General features: G+C 67.7%; 22 protein-coding genes. 10 read left to right on the top strand and 12 right to left on the bottom strand.

Annotation, left to right across the window (positions count from 1 at the left end):
• Positions 1–91: 91 nt before the first annotated feature.
• The gene (locus tag Psi02_RS31160) at positions 92–3,493 is read right to left on the bottom strand and encodes a GH92 family glycosyl hydrolase (protein WP_203979413.1); all 3,402 of its coding nucleotides are present in this window, start codon (positions 3,491–3,493) and stop codon (positions 92–94) included.
• 374 nt (positions 3,494–3,867) lie between these two features.
• On the bottom strand, positions 3,868–4,890 hold the full coding sequence (locus Psi02_RS31155) for an NADP-dependent oxidoreductase (protein ID WP_203979412.1): 1,023 nt from the start codon (positions 4,888–4,890) through the stop codon (positions 3,868–3,870).
• A gap of 91 nt (positions 4,891–4,981) precedes the next feature.
• On the opposite strand from Psi02_RS31155, the gene Psi02_RS31150 reads away from it, so the two are divergent.
• Complete coding sequence (locus tag Psi02_RS31150; protein ID WP_203979411.1) at positions 4,982–5,575, top strand: TetR/AcrR family transcriptional regulator; 594 nt, start codon at positions 4,982–4,984, stop codon at positions 5,573–5,575.
• A 158-nt stretch (positions 5,576–5,733) separates the two neighbouring features.
• On the opposite strand, the gene Psi02_RS31145 is transcribed toward Psi02_RS31150, so the two are convergent.
• Complete coding sequence (locus tag Psi02_RS31145; protein ID WP_203979410.1) at positions 5,734–6,594, bottom strand: helix-turn-helix domain-containing protein; 861 nt, start codon at positions 6,592–6,594, stop codon at positions 5,734–5,736.
• Positions 6,595–6,772: 178 nt separating this feature from the next.
• On the opposite strand from Psi02_RS31145, the gene Psi02_RS31140 reads away from it, so the two are divergent.
• The 5 genes from Psi02_RS31140 (at position 6,773) to ligD (ending at position 13,087) form a co-directional block, all read left to right on the top strand.
• Positions 6,773–7,534 carry an SDR family oxidoreductase gene (locus Psi02_RS31140; protein ID WP_203979409.1) on the top strand — a complete coding sequence of 254 codons (762 nt, stop codon included), beginning with the start codon at positions 6,773–6,775 and terminating at the stop codon, positions 7,532–7,534.
• Between the two features lie 120 nt (positions 7,535–7,654).
• Positions 7,655–8,434 carry an SDR family NAD(P)-dependent oxidoreductase gene (locus tag Psi02_RS31135; protein WP_203979408.1) on the top strand — a complete coding sequence of 260 codons (780 nt, stop codon included), beginning with the start codon at positions 7,655–7,657 and terminating at the stop codon, positions 8,432–8,434.
• 342 nt (positions 8,435–8,776) lie between these two features.
• The gene (locus Psi02_RS31130; protein ID WP_275415304.1) at positions 8,777–9,586 is read left to right on the top strand and encodes a helix-turn-helix transcriptional regulator; all 810 of its coding nucleotides are present in this window, start codon (positions 8,777–8,779) and stop codon (positions 9,584–9,586) included.
• 99 nt (positions 9,587–9,685) lie between these two features.
• On the top strand, positions 9,686–11,476 hold the full coding sequence (locus tag Psi02_RS31125; RefSeq protein WP_203979406.1) for a sensor histidine kinase: 1,791 nt from the start codon (positions 9,686–9,688) through the stop codon (positions 11,474–11,476).
• 621 nt (positions 11,477–12,097) lie between these two features.
• Positions 12,098–13,087 (top strand): non-homologous end-joining DNA ligase, encoded by a 990-nt coding sequence (ligD, locus tag Psi02_RS31120; protein WP_239095308.1) that lies wholly within the window; start codon positions 12,098–12,100, stop codon positions 13,085–13,087.
• A 49-nt stretch (positions 13,088–13,136) separates the two neighbouring features.
• On the opposite strand, the gene Psi02_RS31115 is transcribed toward ligD, so the two are convergent.
• Positions 13,137–13,739 (bottom strand): helix-turn-helix domain-containing protein, encoded by a 603-nt coding sequence (locus tag Psi02_RS31115; protein WP_203979405.1) that lies wholly within the window; start codon positions 13,737–13,739, stop codon positions 13,137–13,139.
• Positions 13,740–13,784: 45 nt separating this feature from the next.
• Between Psi02_RS31115 and Psi02_RS31110 the strand changes: the two genes are divergently transcribed.
• The gene (locus Psi02_RS31110; protein WP_203979404.1) at positions 13,785–14,309 is read left to right on the top strand and encodes a GNAT family N-acetyltransferase; all 525 of its coding nucleotides are present in this window, start codon (positions 13,785–13,787) and stop codon (positions 14,307–14,309) included.
• 333 nt (positions 14,310–14,642) lie between these two features.
• Here Psi02_RS31110 and Psi02_RS31105 read toward each other — a convergent pair whose 3' ends face one another.
• Positions 14,643–15,386 (bottom strand): SDR family oxidoreductase, encoded by a 744-nt coding sequence (locus Psi02_RS31105; protein ID WP_203979403.1) that lies wholly within the window; start codon positions 15,384–15,386, stop codon positions 14,643–14,645.
• Positions 15,387–15,506: 120 nt separating this feature from the next.
• Between Psi02_RS31105 and Psi02_RS31100 the strand changes: the two genes are divergently transcribed.
• Positions 15,507–16,469: an AraC family transcriptional regulator gene (locus Psi02_RS31100; RefSeq protein WP_203979402.1), complete on the top strand. Its 963-nt coding sequence runs from the start codon at positions 15,507–15,509 to the stop codon at positions 16,467–16,469.
• Between the two features lie 120 nt (positions 16,470–16,589).
• On the opposite strand, the gene Psi02_RS31095 is transcribed toward Psi02_RS31100, so the two are convergent.
• Entirely contained in the window at positions 16,590–17,063 is a 474-nt protein-coding gene (locus Psi02_RS31095; RefSeq protein ID WP_203979401.1) for a MarR family winged helix-turn-helix transcriptional regulator, read from the bottom strand.
• Positions 17,064–17,224: 161 nt separating this feature from the next.
• On the opposite strand from Psi02_RS31095, the gene Psi02_RS31090 reads away from it, so the two are divergent.
• Positions 17,225–18,181, top strand: a complete 957-nt coding sequence (locus Psi02_RS31090; protein WP_203979400.1) for an alpha/beta hydrolase — start codon at positions 17,225–17,227, stop codon at positions 18,179–18,181.
• 105 nt (positions 18,182–18,286) lie between these two features.
• Here the strand turns inward: Psi02_RS31090 and Psi02_RS31085 are convergent, their stop codons facing one another.
• The 3 genes from Psi02_RS31085 to Psi02_RS31075 all read right to left on the bottom strand — a co-directional run bounded on the left by Psi02_RS31085 (position 18,287) and on the right by Psi02_RS31075 (position 21,678).
• Complete coding sequence (locus Psi02_RS31085; RefSeq protein WP_203979399.1) at positions 18,287–19,402, bottom strand: terpene synthase family protein; 1,116 nt, start codon at positions 19,400–19,402, stop codon at positions 18,287–18,289.
• Positions 19,332–20,738 (bottom strand): cytochrome P450, encoded by a 1,407-nt coding sequence (locus Psi02_RS31080; RefSeq protein ID WP_239095307.1) that lies wholly within the window; start codon positions 20,736–20,738, stop codon positions 19,332–19,334. Before Psi02_RS31080 ends, Psi02_RS31085 begins: the two co-directional genes overlap by 71 nt.
• 361 nt (positions 20,739–21,099) lie before the next feature.
• Positions 21,100–21,678, bottom strand: coding sequence for a TetR/AcrR family transcriptional regulator (locus Psi02_RS31075; protein ID WP_203979397.1), 579 nt, complete (start codon positions 21,676–21,678; stop codon positions 21,100–21,102).
• Between the two features lie 90 nt (positions 21,679–21,768).
• Here Psi02_RS31075 and Psi02_RS31070 point away from each other — a divergent pair, with 90 nt between their 5' ends.
• Positions 21,769–22,215, top strand: a complete 447-nt coding sequence (locus Psi02_RS31070; RefSeq protein ID WP_203979396.1) for an anthrone oxygenase family protein — start codon at positions 21,769–21,771, stop codon at positions 22,213–22,215.
• Between the two features lie 158 nt (positions 22,216–22,373).
• On the opposite strand, the gene Psi02_RS31065 is transcribed toward Psi02_RS31070, so the two are convergent.
• The 3 genes from Psi02_RS31065 to Psi02_RS31055 all read right to left on the bottom strand — a co-directional run bounded on the left by Psi02_RS31065 (position 22,374) and on the right by Psi02_RS31055 (position 24,927).
• Positions 22,374–23,192, bottom strand: a complete 819-nt coding sequence (locus Psi02_RS31065; protein WP_203979395.1) for a helix-turn-helix domain-containing protein — start codon at positions 23,190–23,192, stop codon at positions 22,374–22,376.
• Positions 23,193–23,371: 179 nt separating this feature from the next.
• Positions 23,372–23,569: an NAD(P)-dependent oxidoreductase gene (locus Psi02_RS31060; RefSeq protein WP_203979394.1), complete on the bottom strand. Its 198-nt coding sequence runs from the start codon at positions 23,567–23,569 to the stop codon at positions 23,372–23,374.
• Positions 23,570–23,952: 383 nt separating this feature from the next.
• The gene (locus tag Psi02_RS31055) at positions 23,953–24,927 is read right to left on the bottom strand and encodes a pyridoxal-phosphate dependent enzyme (RefSeq protein ID WP_203979393.1); all 975 of its coding nucleotides are present in this window, start codon (positions 24,925–24,927) and stop codon (positions 23,953–23,955) included.
• Positions 24,928–24,945: the final 18 nt, after the last annotated feature.

Raw genomic sequence — 24,945 nt, 5'->3', positions numbered from 1 at the left:
TTGAATTGCGACGGCGGCCGCCCCCGAGGGGGGCGGCCGCCGCTCTGTGCGTTACGTCCCGTCAGCACACGGCCGACGCGGACCTCCGGCGCTAATCACGCAGGGTTGCGGGATCGGTGGCGGCTTCGCCCGCCAGGTTGGTGAAGACCGCGCGGAACTGGGTGCCGTCGGCGTAGTCCTGCGGGCTGGTCAGTGTCAGGGTGGTGCTGGTCGCGCCGCCGACGTCGGCCCAGTCGCCGCCGGGCGGGCTCGCCTGCCACCGCACCACCGGCTGCGGGTCGCCTGTCGCCGCCGCCGTGAAGGACACCGGGCCGCTGTTGGCTGTCGCGTCCGCGGGCTGGGTGGTGACCGCAGGCGCGACCGGTTGCGCCGACGCCAGGTGCATGGCGAGCACATTGTCGCCGGTGACGGCGAACGCGACGCGGCCGATCACCTGGCTGCCGGCGCCGATGTTCAGCCGCAGGTCACTGCCACCGTTCTCACGGCCGCTGAACGCGGCCTCGGGCAGCGGGATCGCCGCGGTCTTCCAGGTGCCGGTGTTGGTGTTGGTCACGCGGGCCGAGTCCCGGTACGCGTTGTTGGACACGTTGCCGTAGGAGTCGTACTGGATGCTCCAGCTGCCCGTCCCCTGGTCGAAGTAGCTGATGTACGCGGTCGCGTCGTACTTGCCGCCGGGAACGAACGAGTTGTCGATGTTGAAGTACATGTAGAACGACCCGGCTCCCGTGGTGGTCCGGCCGGGCAGGCCGCCTGCCGTGGTGGCGGTGGTGTGGCCGTCGCCCTCCTCCTTCACGCTGAGGCCGTTGGGGACGTCGGGGTTGCCGAGGTCGTCGGCCACGATCGCGGTGTGGTCGGCGGCCTGCACGGTCGTCACCAGCACACCGCCCGGCAACTCCTGCCCGCCGGTCGTGAAGCTGAACGAGATCGGGTAGAAGCCCGAGGCGACCGATGCCGGGATGGACACCGTGGCGTCCGTACTGGCGCGGCCGTCCGCTGCCACGTGAAGCGTGCCGGAGGACGGGCTGACGGTGATGCCGCCAGAGGCGTGCGCGGTCCACTTCACGGTCGTGGAGTGCAGCCCGGTGCCCTGCGCGCCCACGGTGACCTGCTTGGTGTCGCCTGCGGTCACCGTGACCGGACCGGACGGGTCGGTGAACCCGATGGCCGGGTCCTGGCCGGTCTGGTACGACGGCGGGGCGTCGTGAGAGCCGGTCGCCCATTTGGTGTCGGGGGAACTCGACAGGCTGAAGTCGAGCCGGCCGCCGTGGGTCACGACCGACTCGGGCAGCCCGGTGCTGTCGAAGGGACGCCCGTCCAGCCGCACGCCCTTGACGTACGGAGTGCCGTCGCCGGCGGCGGGGGCGTTGATGTCGATCGACCGGCCGTTGCCGAGGTGGACGACGGCGTGGGTGAACAGCGGGCTGCCGAGGGCCAGGTCGGCCCGGCCGGGCGTCACCGGGAACATCCCGAGCGCCGACCACACGTACCAGGACGACATCGCGCCGAGGTCGTCGTTGCCGGGCAGCCCGTCCGGGGTGGGCAGGTACAGGCTCTGCTCGATCCTGCGCACCTGAGCCTGCGTCTTCCACGGCTGGCCCAGGTAGTCGTACACGTACGGAACGGAGAGGTCGACCTCGTTGCCCATCCACATGTACGGCGCGTTCGGGCCGGCGTTGATCTCGCTGAAGAACGTGTCCAGGCGCGGGATCGCGACGTCTTTCCCGCCCATCGCGGCGATCAGGCCCGCCATGTTCTGCGGGACCTCCCAGCCGTAGCCGGCGGCGTTGCCCTCGTCGTAGCCGTCCTGCCCGAAGGCGTTCGCGGGCGGGGTGACGAACGCGGGACCGTTCGGGAACGCGCCGCGCTCGTCTCGCGGCTGGAGGTAGCCGGTCGTGGGATTGAAGGTGTTCTGCCAGTTCTGGCTGCGCAGCTGGTACTGCGCCGCGGTGTGCTTGTCGCCGATCGCGGCCGCCAGCTGCGAGATCGCGAAGTCGTCGATGGACCACTCGAGCGTCTCAGAGACCCCCTGCCGGCCATGCGCGCCCTGCGAGCAGGCGTCGTTCGGTGCGTAGCCGAGCTCGACGTACTCCTCCACGCACTGGCGCTCCTGCCAGCCCCAGCCCAGCTCCTCCGAGTGGTTGGCCCCCTTGAGCATGATGGGCAGCACGCGGGCGACGTCGACCTTCCGGCCGCCGAAGGCCACGGTGTTCGCGATGAGCGGCACCGCGCTGTCGCCGTTCATCGTGCCGGTCGTGCTCACGTTGGCCAGCGGCCAGCGCGGCATCCAGCCACCCTGCTGCTCCGCGTCGCGGATCAGCGAGTTCGCCATGTCGCCGGCTTCCTTGGGGAACAGCATGGCCTGCAGCGGCGCGAGCGCGCGGTAGGTGTCCCAGTCGGAGAACGTGGCGTACTGCGTCTGCTTGGCCGGCACGTGGTGGACCTCGTCGTCGAAGCCCATGTAGCGGCCGTCCACGTCGTTGAAGACGCTCGGGAACTGCAGCGAGTGGTACAGGGCGGTATAGAACGTGGTCAGGTTCGCGGCGCTGCCGCCACCGACCTGAACGGTGTTCAGCGCCCGGCGCCACTCGGCGCGGGTCTGCTGCTGCACCGGCGTGGGGTTCCAGCCGTGGATCTCGGAAGCCATGTTCTTGCGCGCCCCGTCGACGCTCACATACGACATCCCGACCTTCGCGCGCACCGTTGTGGAGCTGCTCGTGTCGAAGGTCAGGTAGGCGCCGGATCCCTTGCCGCTCGCGCCTGCCGACCCGTCGGTGACGGTCTTCCCCTGCCAGGTGCCGTGGGCGGTGAACGGCTGCGAGAACTTGATGTCGAAGTAGACGGTGTAGCTGCCGAGCCCGCACAGCCCGTTCGCCGTCGCCGAGCCGGACACCTCGTCGTCGCCGTCGACGGTGACGGACGCGGCGCTGTTGCCGCCGAGACTCGCGCCCGACTTCACCAGCACCTGCGCGGTGCTGCCCGCGGGATAGGCGAACGAGAGCAGGCCTGTACGGCTGGTGGCGGTCAGGTTGACGTTGACGCCCGAGTCGGTGAGCAGCACGTCGTAGGAGCCCAGCGTGGCGTGCTCGTGCTCGTGGGAGAACGTCGCCGAGGCGTTCCCCGGGTCCGTGCCGATGGGGCCGGTCGTGGGCAGGATCGGCACGTCTCCGAACACGCTGCACCCGGCGGACGCGTGGTTCAGGCTGAATCCGCGGATCGACGACTTGCCGTAGGAGTAGCCCACGCCCGAGCCGACCGTGTCCGGGCTGAGCTGCATCATGCCGAACGGCGTGTCCACCCCGGGGAAGTCGTTGATGTCGCCGACGGCCTCGCCGCCGTTGCCGGTCCCGATCAGCGGGTTCACGTATTGCACCGGGTCGGCGAACACGTCGGCCCGCGCAGGCGGGGAGGCCGCCGCCGCCTGGGTGAGACCGCCCATCAGCACGGCACCGCCGAGCACAGCGGCAAGTGCCGTGCGAGTCAGCGTGGTTAACAAGGGAGACCTCCATGTAGGTCGGGACCCGCGGCACGGCCCGCCAGCCAGTCCAGCTGAGCGGAAGGGGGATGGTGGGCTCGCGGAGGGGCGCACCCGGACAGAGACAGCGGCAAGGGTGGCCTTCGCAGACAACGTTGTCAAGATCTATTCACGCCGCCGCTACGAAACCGTCCGTCTGTTTTTCCCGACTCGCCCCCGGCAAAATGCGGCGAACGTTGCCGGACCAGGCCGAACGTCGATGGAGACGACGATGCTCGTCCGCGCCCTTGCTCAAGGCCGCGCCGGCGCTCCCCCGCCACGGGCGCAACTGCCCTGGACACGGACTCGTACGGCTGGACAACGTTGTCGCATCAGAACCCGTGAACGGCTCGTCCTCATGCGACCGTGAGCACGATCTTGCCTTGGATATGTCCACGGGCGGCTCGTTCGTGTGCCCTTCGAGCATCCGCAAGCGGAAACGTGCTGTCTATGGCGACGCGAAGCGTGCCCGCGTCGAGCAAACGTCCGAGTTCTGCGAGTTGCGGGCCGTTCGAGCGCACTTGGGTGCCGGAGGTCGTGACGCCTAGCTTCGCGGTCTCTTCGGGGTCGTATTCGGCGACGAACACCGGGTACAACGCGCCGCCGCGCTTGAGCGTGCGCAGGAAACGACTGCTGCCGGGGCCGCCGACGGTATCGAGGACGAGATCAACGTCGTGCGCGACCTCCTCGGGACGGCTCTTGGTGTAGTCGATGAACTGGTCGGCGCCGAGCTCGCGCAGGAACGACTCATGCCCGCCCGATGCCACCGCGATGACGCGTGCGCCCTTCCATTTCGCCAACTGCAGCGCGAAGTGCCCCACGCCGCCCGCGGCGCCGTTGACGAGTACCGTCGTCTCGGCGTTCAGTGCCATCGGGCGATGTTGTGCCGCTTGAAAGGGCGACGGATGATCGTGCCCGAGCTCGATCAGGAACTGCCACGCGGTGAGCCCTGCCATGGGCGCCCCTGCGGCGTGCACGTGATCGATGTGAGCCGGCTTGCGTGCGAGGTCTGACGCGGGCGCGGCGACGTACTCGGCATATGCGCTGCCCTCGAGGCCAGGAAAGCGAAGGAGGCCGAAGACCTCATCGCCGACGGAGAGGCCGTCTACGTCAGCGTCTACGTCAGCGGCGACGGCCGCGACGACGCCCGACACGTCCGTCCCGGGAACGGCGGGCAAACTCAAAGGCGGCCTCATCGCCGGAGGCACGTTGGGCATCCCTTCCCGCACGTACCAGTCGGGGGGATTCACGCCAACCGCGTGAACTCGGACGAGCACCTCACCCGGCTTCGGCTCGGGAATCGGCGCCTCGTCGTAACGCAGCACCTCAGGACCACCGAACTCGTGCAGCCGGATCACCTTCATCGTGTTTGTCGGCATCGCTTCCTCTTGATCGGTGTAGGTGGGCTATCCTTAAACGAAGCAGTGCTCCGATTATGTGGAGCACTGCTCCGATTGTCAAGGTGGGCATATGCGAGCTGACGCCAGGAAGAACTACGACCAGCTACTCGCGGTCGCGAGCGCCGTCGTGACCGAGGAAGGCGCCGACGCGTCGCTGCGCGACATCGCCCGCAGAGCCGGCGTCGGGCTCGCCACCCTGTACCGTCACTTCCCGACGCGAGAGGCCTTGCTCGAGACCCTGCTCCGCACAAGCTTCGACGAGCTCACGATAAGGGCGGACGAGCTCGAAATGTCGAGCTCGCCCGAGGATGCTCTCGTTTCGTGGCTACGCGACTGCGTCGCGTGCGCCCATGAGTATCGGGGCGTTGTGGCGCTGATGATGGCCGCCATTGATGACACCGACTCCGCACTCCATGCTTCGTGCGTCACGATGCGCGCGGCGGGCACACGGCTCCTCGCCCGCGCTCAGGCCACGGGCACGGCGCGGACCGACATCGATGGCGCTGATCTGTTTGCGCTGGTCGGGGCGCTCGCGTGGCTCAACGATCAACCCTCCCTCGCGCCACGCGCCGATCATCTCTTCGGCGTAATCGCCGGCACGATTCTGACGAATCCAGCGAGCGCTCTGCCGGGCGGCGAAGGTGACCTCAGCGATGATCAATGACGGGAACCGTTCGAACAGCACCTGAGCCTCCCGATGGTTCTGGGTGCCCGCCGGGGGTGAAGGCGTTCGAACAGCCGGTGCGCAGCGCGGTCTCGGGAGCGCGTCCATCAGCGGGACCACGCCGGCGGTGCGCAAGATCCACTGCGGTACGCTCCGAGCTATCCGGCCCTTCGCTCGGCACCTCGCATCCCACTGCGGAGCGGTGTCGTCTGGGCCATGGAGGCGAGGAGGCGCAGTTTCTCATCGCTCTCGCTCCCCTGGTCGGCGTAGTAGAGGACCAGGAGCAGATCGTCGACAGGAAGCTTGTCTCGGTGCAGGCGCAGTTCACCGACGACGGGATGGTTCACGGTGGTGGTGCCGCCTTCGAGGCTGCGGACGTCGTGGCGCGCCCAGAGAGTTCGGAACCGCTCGCTCGACAGGGCGAGCTCGCCCACCAGTTCGACGAATCGCGGGTTGCCGATGTCGTCGCCGATGGACTTTCTGAAGGCGGCGATGAATCCTTCCGTGGAGCGCGTCCAGTCCTGCTGGAACGCCCGCTCCTCAGGATCGAGGAGCAGCGATCGGAGACGGTTGTACCCGGGCTGAAGGCGCGGGGAGAGCGCGACTGCGAGCCGGTTGGATGCAAGCACATCGAACGCGCGTCCCTCCACGAACGCGGGAACCTGCACGCTCGCCAGGAGCTGACCCAACCGTGCGGGCACGCGTTCAGGCTTCCGGCTCCGCTGCGGCTTCGGGCGCGAGGCGGCCAGGCCGAGGAGGTATTCCTGTTCGAGCTCGTCAAGGTGCAGGACCCGCGCGAGCGATTCGAGGACCTGCGGTGAGGGGTTCTTGTCGCGGCCGCGCTCCAGCCGCAGGTAGTAGTCGCCGCTGATGCCCGCGAGCATGGCGACTTCCTCACGGCGAAGCCCCGGAACGCGGCGATTCGCACCCCCCGGTAGCCCGACCTGCTCCGGAGTGACCAGCGCCCGCCGGGCACGGAGGTAACCGCCGAGCAGGTTGGCGCGGTTGTCGTCGCTCATTTCAGCATCGTAGTTCAGGGCCTCCTCAGCTAAGGGGGCCCTGACAGGACCCCGGAAGACGGGGGTACTCCCTCCTGGCGGAGAGCAGATCAACACTGAAGGTGTCGGCGGTAACCCGAACCATCATCGACTGCGCCCACCGGCTTGTCGCCGTCGGCGCCCTGAGCAGGAGCGATCAATGGACATCACCAACCGCACCGTCTTCATCGCCGGCGCCACCTCGGGAATCGGTCTCGAGCTCGCTCGCCGCTTCGCCGCGGCGGGCAGCGCCGTCATCGTCGGCGGCCGACGAACCGACCTGCTCGACCACCTCGCGGCTGAGGGGTTCGCCACCGTCCCCATCGACGTGACCGACCAGGACAGCATCGACCGTGCCCGCGACACGATCCTCCACAGCCACCCGAGCCTCGACACGATCGTGACGATGTCCGGGGTCATGATCCCCGAGGACCTGCGCCATCCCGCACACTTCAGTGCCGCGGAGAAGACGATCGACATCAACCTCCTCGGCACCATCCGCGTCATCGACGCGTTCACCCCGCACCTGATCGGACGCGGCACCGGCACCATCATCACGGTCACCTCGGGCATCGGGTTCCTGCCGTTCCCGGTCATGCCCACCTACGCCGCCTCCAAGGCCGGCGTCCATGCCTACTCCGAGGCGTTGCGCGCGCAACTGGACGGCACCGGCGTCGAGGTCTGCGAACTCGTCCCCCCGGCTGTCGCCACCACGCCGGAGCACGCACAGCGCAACCCGCGCGCGCTCGAACTGGCCGCGTTCGCCACCGAGGTGGTGGACCTGCTCCAGGCCGACCCCACTCCGCACGAGATCCTCGTCAAGGGCGTCCTGATGCACCGGTGGGCCGAGCGCGACGGCACCTACGACGAGTTGGTCGCCCAGCGGTCCCAGGCACTCGCGATGCTCCCGAGCCGTCAGTAGGCACGGTGGCCCCTCGGGGGTCGATACGAACGCCGTCCAACGCCAGTACCGGCCGGAAATGACGTGGCTCCACTAGAGCCGCATCCCGGCCCCACGGCCTCCAATAGATAAGGAACAACAGTGAGCAAGCTCGCACTCGTCACCGGCGCCACCTCCGGAATCGGCCAGGCCTTCGCCGAACGCCTGGCAGCCGACGGCTACGACTTGGTACTCGTGGGCCGGCGTCGGGAACGGCTTGAAGAGTTCGCCGCCTCGCACCCCGAAATCAAGATCAAGGCCGTGGTCGCCGATCTGTCCACCGCCGCGGGGATCGACACGGTCGCGGAGATCTGCGCGACCGAGCCGCTGACCATGCTCGTGAACAACGCCGGTGTCGCCCACTACATGCCGCTCGCCGAGCTCCCCGCCGACAAGGCCGCGGAACTCGTCAACCTCAAGGTCCTCGCCCCCACGATGCTCACCCGCGCCGTGGTCGCTGGCATACAGGAGCGCGCCGAAGGCACGATCATCAACGTGGCCGGCATGATCGCCTTCAGCGGCCCCGCCCCCCACTCCCAGATGCCTCGCCGCGTCGTCTACGGCGGGAGCCTGGCCTACCTCGTCGCGATGTCCCAGACCCTGAGCGCAGAACTCGAGGGCACGGGAGTCGACGTTCAGGTCCTGTGCCCGGGTGTGGTGGCCACCGAGTTCCACGAGCGGCAAGGGCTGGACATGAGCAGGGTGCCCCGCATGACGGCTGACGACGTCGTCACCGCGAGCCTGCGCGGCCTGGATCTGGGCGAGACCGTCTGCGCCCCGGGCGTCGAGAACGCCGCCCTCCTGGACGCGGTGTTCCAAGCCGACCTCGCCGCCTTCGGAGCGCAGAGCCCCGAGCTCGCCACGCGCTACCGGGCCGCCTGAACCGGCACGGCCGTCGGCCCGGCGGCCAGGGCTTGTCACGGAAGAGGACCGACAGCGTAAATGGACCGCGGTGCTGCTAGCAGGATGACGAAGGGCAGGCCTGCAGGGGCGGCAGGGGGTGCTGCCTTCACCATGTGATTACACGCTGTCCTCGACGACGGGGAGCCCGCGCGGAGAAATCCTCAAAGTGACAGCAGTCGCAGGAAGCGGACAGCCATGACCGCGATGATCCTTTCTGTCGGCTCCGGCGGCAACCAGCGGAGAGCCCGCCTGGCGAGAGCACCCGGAGAGTACGTCAAGGTCGCTTCCCTTCTCCAAGGCTTTGCACGTTAGGAGGACGACATGTACAGAAAAAGCCCGCTTGGAGAGTTCCTCAGGGCGAGACGGCGACTCATGACCCCTGCCGAAGCAGGGACGCCCTGCGTCGGCTCCCGGCGCCGCACGCCGGGCCTTCGCCGCGAGGAAGTGGCGCTGTTGGCCGGAGTAAGCAGCGATTACTACACGCGACTGGAGCAGGGCAGACAACGCAACCCTTCGGAGCAGGTCATCGACGCCCTGGCGCGGGTCTTCCGCCTCGACGCGGCCGCTTCCGCGCATCTCCACGATCTCGCGCGCCCCCGAGCGTGCCCTCAAGAGCGCACTCATCGGCCTGTCGCCGCGGACGTGGTCCGGCTGATGGAGCATTGGACGCACGCACCGGCATTAGTGATGAACCACCGCTTGGATGTCCTCGTCCGCAACCGGCTGTCCACCGCCCTGTGGAAGGGATACGAGTACATCGACAACCTGGTTCGGTTCACCTTCCTCAATCCCCAATCCCGTGAGTTCTTCGTGAATTGGGAGGGGGAGGCCGCCTTCAAAGTCGCCCATCTGCGCGCCATGACGGTAGTGGTACCTGACCCCTCCGTGCGCAAGCTCATCAAGGAACTGGCAGACAACAGCGAAGACTTCCGTCAACTCTGGGCGCGCCATGATGCCGGCGTCGCAGCGCACGCATCATGGCACCTGCGCCACAGGAAATTCGGCGACCTGAATCTCTGGCGCCAGAAATTCCCCATCGAGAATGCTCCCGGCTATCTCCTCTTCGTGGCCCAGGCTCAGCTCGGCTCCCCATCGGAGCACGCGCTCGCCGACATGGCCGATGCCGCATAAGCGGGCTCTGGGTAGCCGCTGATGTGTCGGCCTGCGGTAATCGGGCGCGCCGGCGACCGGGGAATCTCCGCACGGTATACGCGGGAATACAATGGGTTAGTGCAAGCGAGGCTGCCGTCGCTGATGCTGCGCAAGACTCCGTCCCTGAAGGTCGGTGTTCTGGCCGGCGCCGCATGCGTCGCCGTGGTGACCATGCTGCTCTTCCCGCTCCGGCAGTTTGTGCCCTCGAATTCGCTCGGCGTCGTCTACCTGCTCGGTGTGCTGCTGATCTCGACAGCGTTCGGCCTGCGTCCCGGCCTGGCGACCGCGGTGGCCAGCGCGGTTGCCTATGAGTACTTTCATATGCCGCCCTTCTACCGGTGGACGCTGACCGGCGATGGGGAAATGGTGACGATCCTGGTCTTCCTCGCCACCGCACTGCTGGCCGGCTTCGTCGGGGACCTGGCCCGGTCACGGGCCGTGGAGGCCGAAGAGCAGCGCCGTACGGCGGACCTCGCCGCCGACCTCGCCCACCTGCTGCTGCAAGCAGGCGATCTACGAACCGCGCTGCCGGCAGCCGCACAGCGCCTGGCCCAGGCGCTCGAACTGCCCTACGCGGTGATCCGGCCCGAGGTGGTCGCGGCCGACGAATACCACGTGGCGCTACCGCTGCGCGACGGCGCCACTCAGGTCGCCACCCTTCTGATCCCCACCGGCCTGCCCGAGTCGACGCTGATGCGGCTGCACGAGCAGGTGGTGACGTCGCTGCAGGCCCTGCTGGGCGCGGCATGCGACCGTGAGGCCGTCGCAGAGGAACAGGCCGCGCTCCGGCGAATCGCGACGCTGGTCGCCAGCGGAGCGGACCCAACCGAGGTGTTCAACGCGGTCACCCGTGAGCTGGGCCGCATCATGGGCACGCGATACACCGACATGAATCGGTTCGAGTCCGACGGCACGTTAACCATGCTCAGTCACTGGGATGATCATGGCGGCCGGGACCATTTCGTGCCACTGGGCTCGCGCTGGCCGATCCAAGACATGCCTGTGGCGAAGCTGGTGTGGCAGACCGGGAAACCGGCGCGGCGCACCACCTTCGACGACGGCGCCGGCGAATTCCTCAAGCGCGCCCGCGAATGGGCGCTCCGCTCCGCGGTCGGCAGCCCGATCATGGTCGAGAACCAGCTGTGGGGCGTGATGATCGCATTTTCGCGCGCGGAGGACCCGCAACCCGAGGCGATCGAGGAGCGCATGATGAAGTTCACCGAACTCCTCGGCACCGCGATCGCCAATGCGCAGAGCCGAGCCGAGCTCACCGCCTCCCGTGCCCGCATCATCGCGGCAGCCGATGAATCCCGCCGCCGTATCGAGCGCGACCTGCACGATGGTGCACAGCAACGTCTTGTCACGCTCGGACTGGAACTGCGGGCGGCCGAAGCCATGGCGCCCCCCGATCTCAGGGCCCGCCTGTCCCACCTGGTCGAGGGTCTGGCCGGCGCCGTCGAGGACCTGCAGGAACTCTCCCGTGGCCTGCACCCGGCGATGCTGTCCAAAGGGGGACTCTGCCCGGCGCTCAAGATGCTGGCGCGCCGCTCCTCCGTGCCGGTCAAGCTGAATGTGAACAATGTCGGGTCGCAGCCCGAACGCGTCGAAGCCGCCGTCTATTACATCGTTTCGGAAGCACTGACGAACACGGCCAAGCATGCACAGGCCTCAGTAGTTCACATTGACCTCACGGTTGACGACATGGCCGTGCGGCTGTGCATCCGTGACGACGGAATCGGCGGAGCCGACCCCCGCAACGGCTCCGGGCTCATCGGCCTCAAGGACCGCGTCGCAGTGATCGGCGGCGAAATGGAGATCACCAGCCCGGTGGGAAGCGGGACATCGCTGCTCATCACAATTCCCTGCTGACGACAGGACGGGTGCACGCGCATCGACCAGGTCGCGGCGCGACCTCGCACGAGCGTGGCACCCCGAGTGGATTGAGCCCGCTGATTCAAATTCCTTAGTCTACCGAGCCCGGGCGTCCCCCAGTTGAGTCATCCTTCTCTGTCAGGCGTCTCCTCGAGCACTTAATGTTGTGGTGATTTTAGATGGCCCCCGGGGTTTCACCCCTCTTTTCCGCGAACATTTCACACTACCCGGCTTGCAATTGTAAATCCGGGCGGGCTCGATCCATGTCGAGCTTGACGTGAATACGTGGGGATTCGTTGTTACCACTCTTCTAGGGAGGAACGCAGATGCGATTGCGTACAGCGCTCGCGGGCGCGGGAATCGCCGCTTCGTTGGTCGGCGGAATCGCCACCCCGGCCCTCGCGGCGACCTGGTGGGATGTCGGAAGTTATGGCACCTAAAAGCTCTGCATAGACGCCGGTCAGCAATATCAGCGCGAAGGCCGGCCCTACAAGTGCCTGCACGTCTCAAGTACGTGGGTGCTGCTGATCTGGCAGTAAGCCTTGATCGGACCGACCCGCCTTCATGCTGGGTCTTAGACACCAGGTACCGATCTTCGGTTGGGGTACCAGGACCGTTGTGGGATCTCTCCCTGCATACGCGCCGATGATGGCCCAACTCGGCCCCATGCCGGAGCAGGACGCGGAATACGGCCAGGAGATGAAGTGGGACGGCGTCCGGGCGCTCGCCTACGTGGAGAACCGCGCCCTTCGGCTGATCTCCCGCAACGGCAACGACGTCACCGTCGCCTACCCGGAGGTCTACGCGCTCGCAGGCGCGACCAGTGGCCACGACTGCGTCCTCGACGGGGAGATCGTCGCGTTCGACGAAGCCGGCCGGCCCTCCTTCGCGGCCCTGCAGCCGCGCATCCACCAGAGAAACCCGGACAAGATCCCGCAACTGGTGCGGCTGGTGCCGGTCACCTATCTCCTGTTCGACATCCTGCACATCAACGCGGCGACGTCGATCAACATGCCGTACATAGCGCGTCGCGACCTACTGGAAAGCGTGGTGAACTCGGGCGCGCGCTGGCAAGTGCCCGGATGGTTCCGCGACGCCGGGGACACCGCTCTCGCCCTGTCACGGCAGATGGGCCTGGAGGGCGTCGTCGCCAAGCGGCTCGACTCGCCGTACCGGCCCGGCAAGCGGTCGGGCGACTGGACGAAGGTGAAGAACTTCGCGACCCAGGAGGTCGTGATCGCCGGCTGGCAGCCCGGCGGCGGCCGGCGGGAGGGGATGATCGGATCGCTGCTGCTCGGCATCCACGACGAGACCGGGCGGCTGGTGTTCGCCGGGCACGTCGGCACCGGGTTCACCCAGGCCGCCCTCCGCGACCTCCATGACCTGCTGGCGCCGCTGGAGCGACCCACCCCGCCGTTCACCGACGCCGTGCCCCGCGAACAGGCTCGGCACGCGCACTGGGTGGAACCACTGCTCGTGGGTGAAGTGCAGTACGCCGAATGGACGGGTGACGGCCGTCTACGGCACCCGTCATGGCGAGGGCTCCGATCGGACAAATCCCCCGGCGAGGTAGTACGGGAAATGCCTCCCGATCGACAGGCCGGGTAAACGCCGCGCTCAGAACGGCGGCCAGTCCGGCTCGGCCACCACAACTGGATCAGCCGCGAGTTACACCACCCAGCGGGACGTGACCGACCGCCGCGCGGGGCCGCATGATGAGCGCCGCGACGTAGTACGTGCACGGCGCGGGGCCGGCGTTGGCATAACCGTGGGTGACGTCGGCAGCGAAGTAGGCCGAGTCTCCGTCATTCAGGTCCACGGATTCATCTCCGATGGTCAGCCGGAGGGTTCCGGACTCGACGACGACATACTCGTGCGAGCCGGGAGCGTAAGCCGGAAACCGGCCGGCGTCACAGTCCGGCGGCAAGGTGGAACGGATCCATTCGAAATTCACGCCGGGCACGACCGGTGTGAGGATGACCCACCGCCATCCTCCGGGTTCATCGACGCCGTCCTGGTCAACAGCGCGGCGCACGATGACGCGATTGTCGTCGGGCAGGGCGACGAGCTGAGCAAGCGGTACGCCGAGTCCCTCCGCGATGCGGGCAAGCACGACGACCGTCGGAGCCTTCTGGCCGCGCTCAACCGAGGACAGCATGCTCACGCTCACGTCCGCCGCCCCAGCCAGCTGCTGAAGAGTCAGGGTCCGGCTGTGCCGCAATGCCTGGATGTGTCCGCCTAGTGCCACAAGATCGAGCATTCCTCTATAATAGGGACAAATTCCACTATAGAGAAACGAGGTCGCGTGTCGGCCCTACCTGCGCTCACCCGCCCAGCGCTGTCCGCAGACCTGAAAGCCGTGGCCGAGATCTACGCGCACTACGTCTCCGACACGGTGATCACATTCGAGGAGACACCACCGGCCGTCGCCGAGTGGCAGCGGCGGCTCGACGACCTATCCAGCCGGGGCCTTCCATTTCTGGTCGCCGAGGTGGCCGGCGAAGTGGCCGGGTATGCCTACGCCGGGCCATGGCGCCCGAAACCGGCCTACCGGTACACCGTAGAAGACTCGATCTATCTCGCCCCGGGCTGGACCGGCCAGGGGCTGGGCAGCGCACTGCTGGGGGCGCTGGTCACCCGGTGTGCGGAGGCCGGTGCACGTCAGATGATCGCGGTCATCGCCGATACCGGCAGCGACGCATCTGACGCGCTGCACCGGCGTTTCGGATTCACCCACGTCGGTCGGCTGACGAGCGTGGGATACAAGCACGGCCGCTGGGTCGACACAGTGCTGATGCAGCGGGCCCTGACCACAGTTCATGAGGGGTGACCGGACGGGCGGAGCCCGAGCCTGATCACCGCGTTCTGCGGCTTCCTCGTCAGCGTCGGGCCGGTGCCGTGGTGCTTGGGTGACCACGGCGTCGTCGCCGATGCCCGCGTCTCCGATGTAACCCCGACTATCGATGTCGTCCTCGTCGAAATCCTCATCCTGCCTGGTGAGCGGCCCCGCCGTCGTAACGGCCGGAAGATCACGGATCAAACGGCGGCAGCCGGCGCCGACCAGGCCAGCAGAACTTCGATCACCACCGACGACCGCCGCGTGGACATGAGCGATTACTTCAAGATCTTCGGTACGTCAGGCCTGTCACGGCTGGAAGCCGGTTCAGATGGCGCCGCCGTTGGCGTACAGCACCTGCCCGTTAACCCAGCGGGCCGGGCCGGCCAGGAACTCCACCACCTCGGCGATGTCGTCGGGCGTGCCCAGCCGCTCCAGCGGTGACTGCGCGGCGATCTGGGCCCGCTGCTCTTCGCGGCCCTGCAGGAACTGGGTGAGCATCTCACTGTCGACCGCGCCGGGCGCGACCGCGTTGACGGTGATGTCGCGTCCCCTCAGCTCCCGGGCCAACACCAGGGTGATCGCCTCCACCGCGCCCTTGGTCGCGGTGTAGGCGGCGTTGCCGGGATTGGCGAACCGGGTGACCGAGCTGGAGAAGTTGATGATCGCCCCGCCCGGCCGCAGCCGCCGCGCCGCCTGCTGGTCGACCACGAACGTGCCCCGCAGATTCGTGCGCACCACCCGGTCGAACTCCTGAAGATCAAAGTCGGCCAACGCCCCCAGCGGCAGGATCCCCGCCGAATGCACCACCACGTCCACACCGCCGAACTCACGCTCGGCGGCATCGAACAGCTCGGTTACCGCGATCTCGTCGGCAACGTCGGCGCCGACCGCGACCGCCGCACCGCCGGCGGCGGCAATCTGCGCAACGGCCTCCTCAGCGCGCGCCTTGTCGGCGCCGTACCCGACGACGACCCCGAACCCCTGCGCGGCCAGGCGGGCCGCGACCCGGCGGCCGATCCCCCGGGAACCGCCGGTGACAATGACTACACGCCGTGACACATCCGCCATAGCTGATCCTCCTGCAACCCCTCACGCCCGCCACTCCGGCGGCGCCACCTCACACCCTCCCGCCCCCGATCCGGATTATGAATAACCAAGCGTACGCATTACTTGCGTTACAGTACGGGCGTGGCCGTAGACCCGCTGTCCGACGCACTCCGGCTGATAGACGCCCGCTGCGTCATCACCAGCGGTTTCTCCGCCGCAGGCTCCTGGTCCCTGCGCTTCCAACCGAAAGTCCCGCTGAAGCTGACCGCCCTGGTCCGCGGATCCTGCTGGCTCCACTCCGACGACGGCGCAGATCCCCTGCTGCTGGAAGAAGGCGACGTCGCCGTCATGAACGGCCGGCCCGCGATCGTGCTGTGCGGCGACCTGGCCGCCGAGCCCGCCGACGCCGCCGCGATCTTCGCCGCATCCCCAGACCCCATCGTCCAGATCGGCGACGGCCGGGACGTCCTGTCCATCGGCGGCCACGTCGAGATGAACCACATCGGCCGGCAACTGCTGCTGGCCGCCCTCCCACCACTCACCCGCGTCCGTGCCGACACCGATCAGGCGCCCGCCCTGCGCTGGCTCCTCGACCGGCTTTTGGAAGAACGACAAAACAAGCGGCCCGGCGCGGACTTCGCCACCCACCAGCACGCCCAGCTTCTCCTGGTGGAAATTCTGCGCGCCCACGTCGCTGACGCCGCGCCTTTCCCCCCGGGCTGGCTGCGGGTACTGGCCGACGAACGCATCGCCCCGGCCCTGCGCGCACTGCACACCGACCCCGCCCGGCCCTGGCATCTGGAAGACCTCGCCCGAACCGCCGGCATATCCCGCACCACCTTCGCCGAGCACTTCAAGGCGGCAGCAGGCGTCCCGCCCCTGACCTACCTGCACCACTGGCGCATCCGCCTGGCCGAACGCGCTCTACGCGACGACGACATCCCCATCGCCAAGCTCGCCGCAACGCTCGGCTACGGCTCCGACAGCGCCTTCAGCAACGCCTTCAAACGCGCCACCGGAACCGCCCCCAGCACCTACCGCGCCATAGCCCGCACCACCCGCGAGACCATCGCAGGCCTCGCCCCGTCGGCACCGCGCCGCTGACTCGCTGCTACAGGCGACCGGGTCCGATGAGTGCCCGGCCGACTGGCCGACGCACGCGGCTTGAAGCCCACCCTGGTCATGATGTGCACGATTCGACGGCGCGGTCGGCGCCGAGGTTCGTCAGCGAAGGGACGCCGTCCGGGCGGACACGTTGGCAGTCAGGCGCCGCAGGCTGGCCCGGGTCCTCTCGAACTCCTCCGGTTCCAGCGCCATGGCGTCGCCGATCGCGGCCGGGATGGAGCGGGCGCGCCCCCGCAGGGCGGCCCCCTTGTCGGTCAGGGTGATCCGTACGGTGCGTTCGTCGTCAGCCGCGCGATCGCGGCGCAGGAGGCCAGCCGTCTCGAGCCGTTTGAGCAGCGGGGTGAGGGTGCCGTAGTCCAACTGGAGGCCGGCGCCAAGGGCCTTGACGGGCACGTCGTCGTTCTCCCACAGGGCGAGAAGGACGAGGTACTGCGGGTAGGTCAGGCCCAGTTCCTCCAGCAGGGGGCGATACAGCGCGGTGACGGCGCGGGACGCGGCGTACAGGGCGAAGCACATCTGGTCGTCCAGGAGCAGGGAGAACTCCTCGGCGGCCGCTTCCGGCTGAGAGCTCATGGCAGTCCCATCGGGTGGGCAGGAGGCAGGGCGGAGGCCGAGCCACGCGACAGCATAATTCCCCGTTGACCAAATTTCAACGTTCACACTTAGCTTGCGTACGAGGAAATTGGGCGCTATGTTTCCTGGTGTCCAGCCCGTCACAACGAAGGAGAGCCGCCATGAGCACGAACGTCACGCCAGTCCTGGAGCCGGCCGCCGCCGCGTTCGCCCAGGCCACCGCAAACCCGCCGTATCTGTTCGACCTGCCTCCCGTGGAGGGCCGCAAGGCGGTCGACGAGGTGCAGTCGAGCGAGATCGCCAAGCCCGCCGTCGACGAGGAGTGGATCACCGTCCAGGGCGGGCCGAACGGCAGCGTCCGAGCGCGCATCGTCCGGCCCCACGGCGCCACGGGCACGCTGCCCGTGGTGCTCTACATCCACGGCGCCGGATGGGTCTTCGGCAACGCGCACACCCATGACCGGCTCGTCCGCGAGCTCGCCGTCGGCGCGCACGCCGCCGTGGTGTTCCCCGAGTACGACCTGTCCCCCGAGGCGCGTTATCCCGTCGCCATCGAGCAGAACTACACAGTCGCGAGGTGGATCGTCACCGATGGGGCGACCAAGGGGCTGGACACGGCGCGGATCGCGATCGCCGGCGATTCGGTCGGCGGCAACATGACCGCCGCCGTGACCCTGATGGCCAAGGAGCGCGGCGACGTGGCCTTCGTCCAGCAGGTGCTGTTCTACCCGGTCACCGACGCGTCGTTCGACACCGAGTCCTACCACCAGTTCGCGGAAGGATACTTCCTGCGCCGGGACGGCATGCAGTGGTTCTGGGACCAGTACACGACGGACCCGGCACAGCGCGCCGAGATCACCGCCTCGCCCCTGCGCGCCACCGTTGAGCAGCTGAAGGGACTTCCCCCGGCGCTCGTCATCACCGGCGAGGCCGACGTGTTGCGCGACGAGGGCGAGGCGTACGCCAACAAGCTGCGGCAGGCCGGGGTGCCGGTGACCGCCGTACGCTTCCAGGGGATCATCCACGACTTCGTGATGCTCGACGCGTTGCGGGAGACCCACGCCGCCGAGGCCGCCATCAACCTGGCCCTCGGCACCCTGCGCAGAGCGCTTGCGTGAACGTGCCCGCGTGACGGTCAGAGGTCGAAGCGAACGCCGGTGAGGCGTTCGCTCTCGGCCAGAGGAAGGCACCCTCAACAGGGTCGTCTCCAGCCGTCCGGACGGCTATTCCGGCTGGAGGGCTTCGGCGAGGCTCAGGAGCTGGTTCGGGTGCTCCTGCTGAGTCAGCCGGACTGTCGTCTCGTAGCGGTTGGTGTCGAGCAGCTGCCATTTGATGCCCTCGTACAGCCAGTCCTCCAGGATCTGGATGTACACCCCGACGTCCGGCCTTCCGGCGATCTCGTGGTCGCACAGGCCGCCACCGGAGCGGAACTGGGACTGGAGGTCGGCGAATTCTCCGGCCACCCGCTGGAAGTCCTTCGCCGCACGCTCGACGTTCGTCTGCAGATCGCCGCCGTACTCCTCCTGCAGCGACAGGACGAGATTGTCCCGGATACCGCGCAAGAGGTCCGCCTTCAGGCCGATGATGTCGTTGGCATAGGCGATGGCGATCGTGCTCGTCCTGCTGATCCGCCTCAGGAACGGATGCCGGATCAGCTCCCGCGGCAGTTCGATGCCATAAGCGAATTCCGACATGGTGAAGACGGCCTGCGCCGCCGTGGCGAGCGGTCGCAACTCGCTGGCCTTGCCGAAGGGATTCACGCGGCCGCTGCGGACCAGTTCGGCCTCTTCCACGGCGGTCCGGAGATAGACGCCGAGTTCCTCGCGGAGCCGGTCCCGCCAGTCCAGCGAGGTATCCTGCTGGATCTGCGCCCAGAGCTCCCGCATGCTGCGGGCCGCGGCGAGGTCCAGGCGCCGGCACTCCCGCTCGGATTCGGCAAACCAGGTGAGGACGATGTCGGTCACGGCTGCCACGTCGTCGCGGAGAAGGAACCTCCCCAGCTGCTCCGCCCAATCATCGTAGATGAAGAACCACGTCTGGAGTTTGCCGTAGGTTTCGCGGCGAACTCTCGAGACGGCACCCGGAACCACGTAGGCGCACATCGTCCCGATGTTCTGTGCGGTGTAGTAGCGGTCGGCCGTTTCGGTCGTCAGGAGGCCCGTCTCGCGGGCGAATGCGGCCACCACTCCGTCAAGGTCCGGTCCCCAAGACGCCTTCCGGTCACCGGAAATCAGTTGTAACTCCGGGAGGTCGAACAGCCTCGTCGGGTCAATCACCGGCATCGGGATTCCAGCCTTTCGTAGAATCAGTGCGCGCGCCCTCGGCTCGGACTTCGGCACGCATGCGCAGATTCCGCGGATACAGGGCGGCGCTCTTCGCCGGAGTCACCGGCGGTCCGGCGACGTGACGCAGGGTCCACCGGGAGGCGATGGTGGCCAGGGCCAGCGTGGCTTCGGTGACAGCGAAGGTGTCGCCTATGCATTTGCGGCTTCCGCCACCGAAAGGAACCAGGGTGCGGCGTCCCGGCTGGACCCGTCCGGGAAGCCACCGGTCGGGGTCGAACCGGTCGGCCGCGTCGAAGAGGTCCGCACGGCGGTGGAGGATGTACGGGCTGTAGATGACGGTCGTGTTCTCGGGGATCCGGTGGCCGCCGAGCAGAGCGTCGGCGGTGGTGGTCCGAGTGAAGATCCAGCCCGGCGGATACAGCCGCAGAGTCTCGGTGATGACACGACCGGTCAGCTTCAGGTGCGGCAGATCGGTGTGGGTGGCCGGCCTGCCGTCCAGGACGGCGTCGACCTCGCTGTGCAGGGCGCGCTCGACCTCCGGATGCCCGGCGACCAGGTGCAACGCCCACGCAAGGGCCGAGGCGGTGGTCTCGGTGCCGGCCAGGATGAACATCATCGTGTTGTCGGTGATCTCCATGTCGGACAAACCCCGGCCCGCCGTCTCGGAGCCGTCGTCGCGTGCGGCCAGGAGGGCCGACAGGAGGTCGCCATGATCGGTGCCGTCGGCACGGCGGTCGGCGAGCACGGCCTGGATGTTCCGGTGCACCCGTGCGATGGCCTGCCGGTAGCGGCGGTTACCCCGGGTCGGCAGCCGGTTGAGCGATCGCGGTGTCAGCGTCCGCCGGTACGCGCTGTCGAAGATCGTGACGATGTCCTCGTGCAGCCGGTCATGACCGGCCTGAGCCGGCAGGGAACTGGAGAACATGGTCGCCATGAGGACCTTGAAGGTGATCCCCGTCATCTCGGCGTAGATGTCTAAGACCCTTCCGGGCCGCCATGACCGGATGGCGTCGGTGATGTGCTCGGTCATGATGCCGGCGTAGCCCGGCATGCGTCCCTGATGGAACGCGGGCTGCGCCAGGCGCCGCTGACGCCGGTGCAGGCTGTGCGGACAGGTGCCCAGGCTGTCGCCGACGAACTCCCGGGCCTTCTCGATGAACACCCCGCCCTTGTCGAAGGTCCGGTCCTCCATCAGGAGCCGATGGGTCAGTTCCGGATCGCACACCACGACCGCCTTGGTCGGGCCGACGCGCACCTCGACCAGGCCCCCGCGGCCGGGCAGCGACGACAGGAACGCCAGCGGATCGCGGATCAGCGGAAGCAGATGGCCGAGGAGCGGCAGCCGGCCGGGAGCCACCGGCACAGCGGCGGGTTCTGACCTGCTGTGCAATACCCGACATCCCTTCACGTCCCCTGGCCGCTTCGGAGCGCCCGTCCACAAGCATCCGCCAAGCCACCCGCCCTGATCAAGACATCGGCCCCTTTCAGGCCGCCTCAAACGGCGCCCACACGTGCGTCTCCGGGCTTGGCAGGGGCGGGGTCGAGGAACGATGGGACAGCCATCGGCGGTGAGATGGATCATGGTGCAGATGGTCGCCGCGACCTTGGCGACTGTCCTCAGCCAGGTAAGACTGCAGAGACCTAGTCGTGGCGGCAGCCCCAGGCTTGGCGGGCCGTGTGGTTGCAGGCGCCGCGTCACAGGCAGGCAGCGGGGCCCGAGGACCCGGCTGCGTGCCCGCCGGGACGGCGTGTCAGACCATGGCGAGCCTGCCCGCCAGCAGTTCCACCCTCCGCTCGGTGTCCTCCGGCGGCAGCCGTCCCGTCCGGGTCAGGGTGGCCAGCCCGTGCAGGGCCGCCCAGAACGTCTCGGTGAACAGTGCCGGGTGGACGCCGTCCCCGGCGACCTCGCAGAGAGTCTCCAGCAGGGCGGCGAAGGCGTCCTTCAGTGGCTCCGGAGTGTTCTCGTTCGCGAACGCCAGGCCGCCGTCGAGCTGGAACATGGCGTCGTAGACCGCCGGGTTGCGCTCGGCGAACTCGAGGTAGGCGCGGGCGAGGGCCGTGACCCGGGTGCGAGGGCCGTCCGCGGCGGAGGCCGCCGCCCGCAGCGCCGCGGCCATCTCGGCGGCGCCCTTGAGGGCGACGGCGCCGATGATCTCGCGCTTGCTGCGGAAGTGGCTGTAGAGGACGGGCTGGCTGTATTCGATGCGCTCGGCGAGCCGGCGGGTGGTGACCGCGTCCCAGCCCTCCTGCTCGGCGAGTTCGCGGGCCGTCGCCACGATGAGGCACTCACGGGCCGCCCGTTCGCGCTCCTTGCGTTCCTGTACCGACACGATTCGATCCTAGCATCGCTAGACAATCGAGCGACAGCAGCCTAGCGTTGCCTCATCATCTAGCGGCGATAGATCCCAGGAGAGATCATCATGCTCAACGCACTTGAGATCGTCACCACCGTGGTCGTCGGCCTGATGGTGGGGGTGGAGTTCTCCGTCGCCTTCGTCATCAGCCCGATCCTCAACGCCCTCCCCGACGACAGCAGCCAACGCGGCCGAAGCCACGGGGGTCGGATGCTCGGCGCCGTGATGCCGTTCTGGTACATCGGCTCACTCGTCCTGAGCGCGGTCTGGGCCATCGCCGGATGGCACCACGACGGCGCCGGCCTTGTCGTCATCGCCGGCGCGCTGCTGATCCTCAGCGTGATCATGTCGATCCTGCTGCTCGTCCCGATCAACAACCGGGGCAAGACGTGGACCACCGAGAACCGGCCCGCCGACTGGAAGGAACAGATGAACCGCTGGGACCGCTTCCACTACGTCCGCGTAGCCGTCCTCATCGCCGCCTTCGCCCTGCTGGTCGCCGCCCTCGCCTGAGCCCGCGGGCCGACACCGCGCCGGTGGCGCACAATCCCCACTCCCCGGGCGGCGGCGGGCCACCGAAATCCCGACATCTGGGAATGCGGCTGCCGCTGAGGGGATCGAAGATCAGCGTGAGGGAGAACCCGCCCATTGATCACGACCCGATACGCGCCCTAGCTGAGCTGGGTGGCGGACAACCTGGCCAGGGCGTCGTCGGATGGGGTGCCGGGTTCGGCATGTGCGACGAAGAGTCGCTGGCCGGGGGCACCGTCGATGGAGAACGTCGCATGCCAGAGAGTCAGATCGCCGACGCGAAGATGGTGGTAGCGCCCTATCTCATGCGGTTTGACCTGTATGTCATGACTTTCCCACATTCGACGAAAGTCCTCGCTTGCGCGCGACAACTCCTCCACCAGGGTGAGAACCGATGGGTCGTAGAGGTCCGCACCGACTGCAGCGCGCATATGGGCGACCTTGAACCGTGCCTCCTGTTCCCAGTCGAGGAAGAATTCGCGTGACGCCGGGTTGAGGAAGGTCAGTCGAAGCAGGTTGTCACTATCGGACAAACCCTCAAGAAAGGCTTCCGTCGTGGCGTTTTGCACGAGTACGTCTAACCGGCGGTTCACCACGAACGCCAGGGCATGCTCCCAGTTGTTCACGAGGCGGAGAACGGACGGCGAGACGCGGTCAGTCGCATGCGTACGTCTGAGACTTCCCCGCGAAGAACGGGCAAGCTCGTACAGGTGTCCTGCGGCCTCGTAGTCAAGGCCGAAGACCCCGGCCAGGGCGCTCAGCACAGCATCGGAGGGGCTGCGTTCCCTTCCCTGCTCCAGTCGCATGTAGTAGTCGACGCTGACTCCTGCCAGCATTGCGACCTCGTCGCGGCGCAACCCTGGCGTGCGGCGGCTGCCCGCACCTCGCAGTAGCCCCGCCCGTTCAACGGTTGTCGCCTGCCGTCGGGCACGGAGGAACTCACCTAAGAGATTCTCCACGCCAGACACAGTAAGAAGTTCCATGGCAAGGTAGGGCAAAGCGGATATCTACTGATTGGTAACTAGCGGGCATGCCGACTCTCCTGAGAGATCAGGCATGCCAGTCAACCAAAGTGACTCCACGAAAGCCGGTGAACATCAGGCATGTCCGGCCAGCCGGAAACGTGCTCGTTGTCGGCTCAGTTGAAGACGGAGACGCGGGTGCGGTGGTGCCGTGGCGTGTCGATTTCGTCGATCACCGCCACCGCGAGGTCCGCATGGGACAGATGCGCGGATGCCGACTGCGGCACGATCTCTCCCCCGATCCGGTAGCAGCCAGACCGGGGACCTGTCGATTCCAGCAGCGCAGGCGGGGTAAGCACGACCCAGTCGATCATCGTGTCCTCTGCCGCCCGGAGCCTGTTCAGGCCGGCCGTGTGCGGGACGGCGAACGGCCGGTCCGTGACGTCGCCCGCACCACCAGGCCCATCACTGCTGAGATAAACGGCACCGACAGCGAGACCGCACGAGACGCTCGTCGATGTGCGCCACGTGTCGGTGAACCACAGCGACCTGCGTGCGACTTACACCGTTATCTGTATCTGGATAGACCCCCACCCCGGCTTGACGCCAAGAGCGACCAGCCTGCCGCCTTTACGTTGTAGATTCCTAGCGGTCCCCCGCCGAGCTCATCTCGTTTGAACATTTCGCGTGAGCACGTCCTCGGGAGGGCCGGGTTGGCGTTCGACATGGCGGTTACTGGGCCTTCGTTCTGGGGGCTTCAGCGGATGGGGTGGTGCTCGGCGAGCACGGAGGCCACGGCGGGCAGGGTGATGTTGCGGCCCGACACGACGGCGACCACGCGCCCGTGTGGCGTAATCTTTCCGGCGATCAGGGCGGCGACAGCTGCGGCGCCGGCACCCTCGGCTATGTGGCCGCGTTCGGCGGCCAGGTAGCAAAGCGCGGACAGGATCTCGGCCTCGGTGACGGTGACGAGATCGTCGACGTAGCGCGCGACGAGGTCGACGGTGACCGAGCCGAACTCGATGTTGCCGGCCATGCCATCGGCGATGGTGACATCGACGGCGACAGGGACCTGGCGGCCTGCGGCGACAGCCGCGGAAACTGCCCTGGAAGCAGCGGCCTCTACACCGACCACGCGCGTTTGTGGGCGGTTGGCCGCCCACAAACCCAGCCCGGCGGCCAAGCCTCCGCCTCCCACGCCACACACCACAGTGAGGGGCCCATCCAGCTGCCTATCGAGTTCGCGGCCGATGGTGGACTGGCCGGCGATCACGTGCGGGTCATTGTAGGCCGAGATGTAGTGCGCGCCCCCAACGGCGAGTTCCCGCGCGTACGCCTCCGCGTCGTCGTAACTAGAGCCCGTCTGCACCAGATCGACGCCCCAGCGCCGCAGCCGGCCGACCTTGGCTGACGAGGCGTTTTCGGCCACCACCACGGTCGCCGCACGGCCGAGTGCCTTGGCCGCGAAGGCGACGCCCAAGGCGTGGTTGCCGGCAGATGCAGTGACGACCCGTGTCGCTGGTGGCGCCACGGCCAGCGCGGCCAGCGCTCCTCGGACTTTGAACGACCCGGTGGGCTGAACGCTTTCCAACTTCAGCGTCGGATCTTGCGCTGTGCCTGCCCCCGCATCGACCGGGGTCGGAGCCAAATTGGCGGCGATTAGACGCTGCGCGGCTCTGAGATCTTCGGGTGTGGGGGCGGCCACGGCGCGTACCGAGAGGGGTACCTGCATGCCTTCGACTCTGCACTT

The organism is Planotetraspora silvatica (genome assembly GCF_016863315.1).
Taxonomy (GTDB): domain Bacteria; phylum Actinomycetota; class Actinomycetes; order Streptosporangiales; family Streptosporangiaceae; genus Planotetraspora; species Planotetraspora silvatica.
This window is presented reverse-complemented; position numbering and strand designations above follow the sequence as displayed.

Bases quoted from the DNA above. Each gene is read 5' to 3' on its own strand.
- Psi02_RS31095 (WP_203979401.1), bottom strand. From the start codon at position 17,063: ATGAGCTCTCAGCCGGAAGCGGCCGCCGAGGAGTTCTCCCTGCTCCTG.
- Psi02_RS31090 (WP_203979400.1), top strand. From the start codon at position 17,225: ATGAGCACGAACGTCACGCCAGTCCTGGAGCCGGCCGCCGCCGCGTTC.
- Psi02_RS31155 (WP_203979412.1), bottom strand. From the start codon at position 4,890: ATGCCGACAAACACGATGAAGGTGATCCGGCTGCACGAGTTCGGTGGT.
- Psi02_RS31145 (WP_203979410.1), bottom strand. From the start codon at position 6,594: ATGAGCGACGACAACCGCGCCAACCTGCTCGGCGGTTACCTCCGTGCC.
- Psi02_RS31055 (WP_203979393.1), bottom strand. From the start codon at position 24,927: ATGCAGGTACCCCTCTCGGTACGCGCCGTGGCCGCCCCCACACCCGAA.
- Psi02_RS31130 (WP_275415304.1), top strand. From the start codon at position 8,777: ATGTACAGAAAAAGCCCGCTTGGAGAGTTCCTCAGGGCGAGACGGCGA.
- Psi02_RS31115 (WP_203979405.1), bottom strand. From the start codon at position 13,739: ATGCTCGATCTTGTGGCACTAGGCGGACACATCCAGGCATTGCGGCAC.
- Psi02_RS31140 (WP_203979409.1), top strand. From the start codon at position 6,773: ATGGACATCACCAACCGCACCGTCTTCATCGCCGGCGCCACCTCGGGA.
- Psi02_RS31150 (WP_203979411.1), top strand. From the start codon at position 4,982: ATGCGAGCTGACGCCAGGAAGAACTACGACCAGCTACTCGCGGTCGCG.
- Psi02_RS31105 (WP_203979403.1), bottom strand. From the start codon at position 15,386: ATGGCGGATGTGTCACGGCGTGTAGTCATTGTCACCGGCGGTTCCCGG.
- Psi02_RS31070 (WP_203979396.1), top strand. From the start codon at position 21,769: ATGCTCAACGCACTTGAGATCGTCACCACCGTGGTCGTCGGCCTGATG.
- Psi02_RS31060 (WP_203979394.1), bottom strand. From the start codon at position 23,569: ATGATCGACTGGGTCGTGCTTACCCCGCCTGCGCTGCTGGAATCGACA.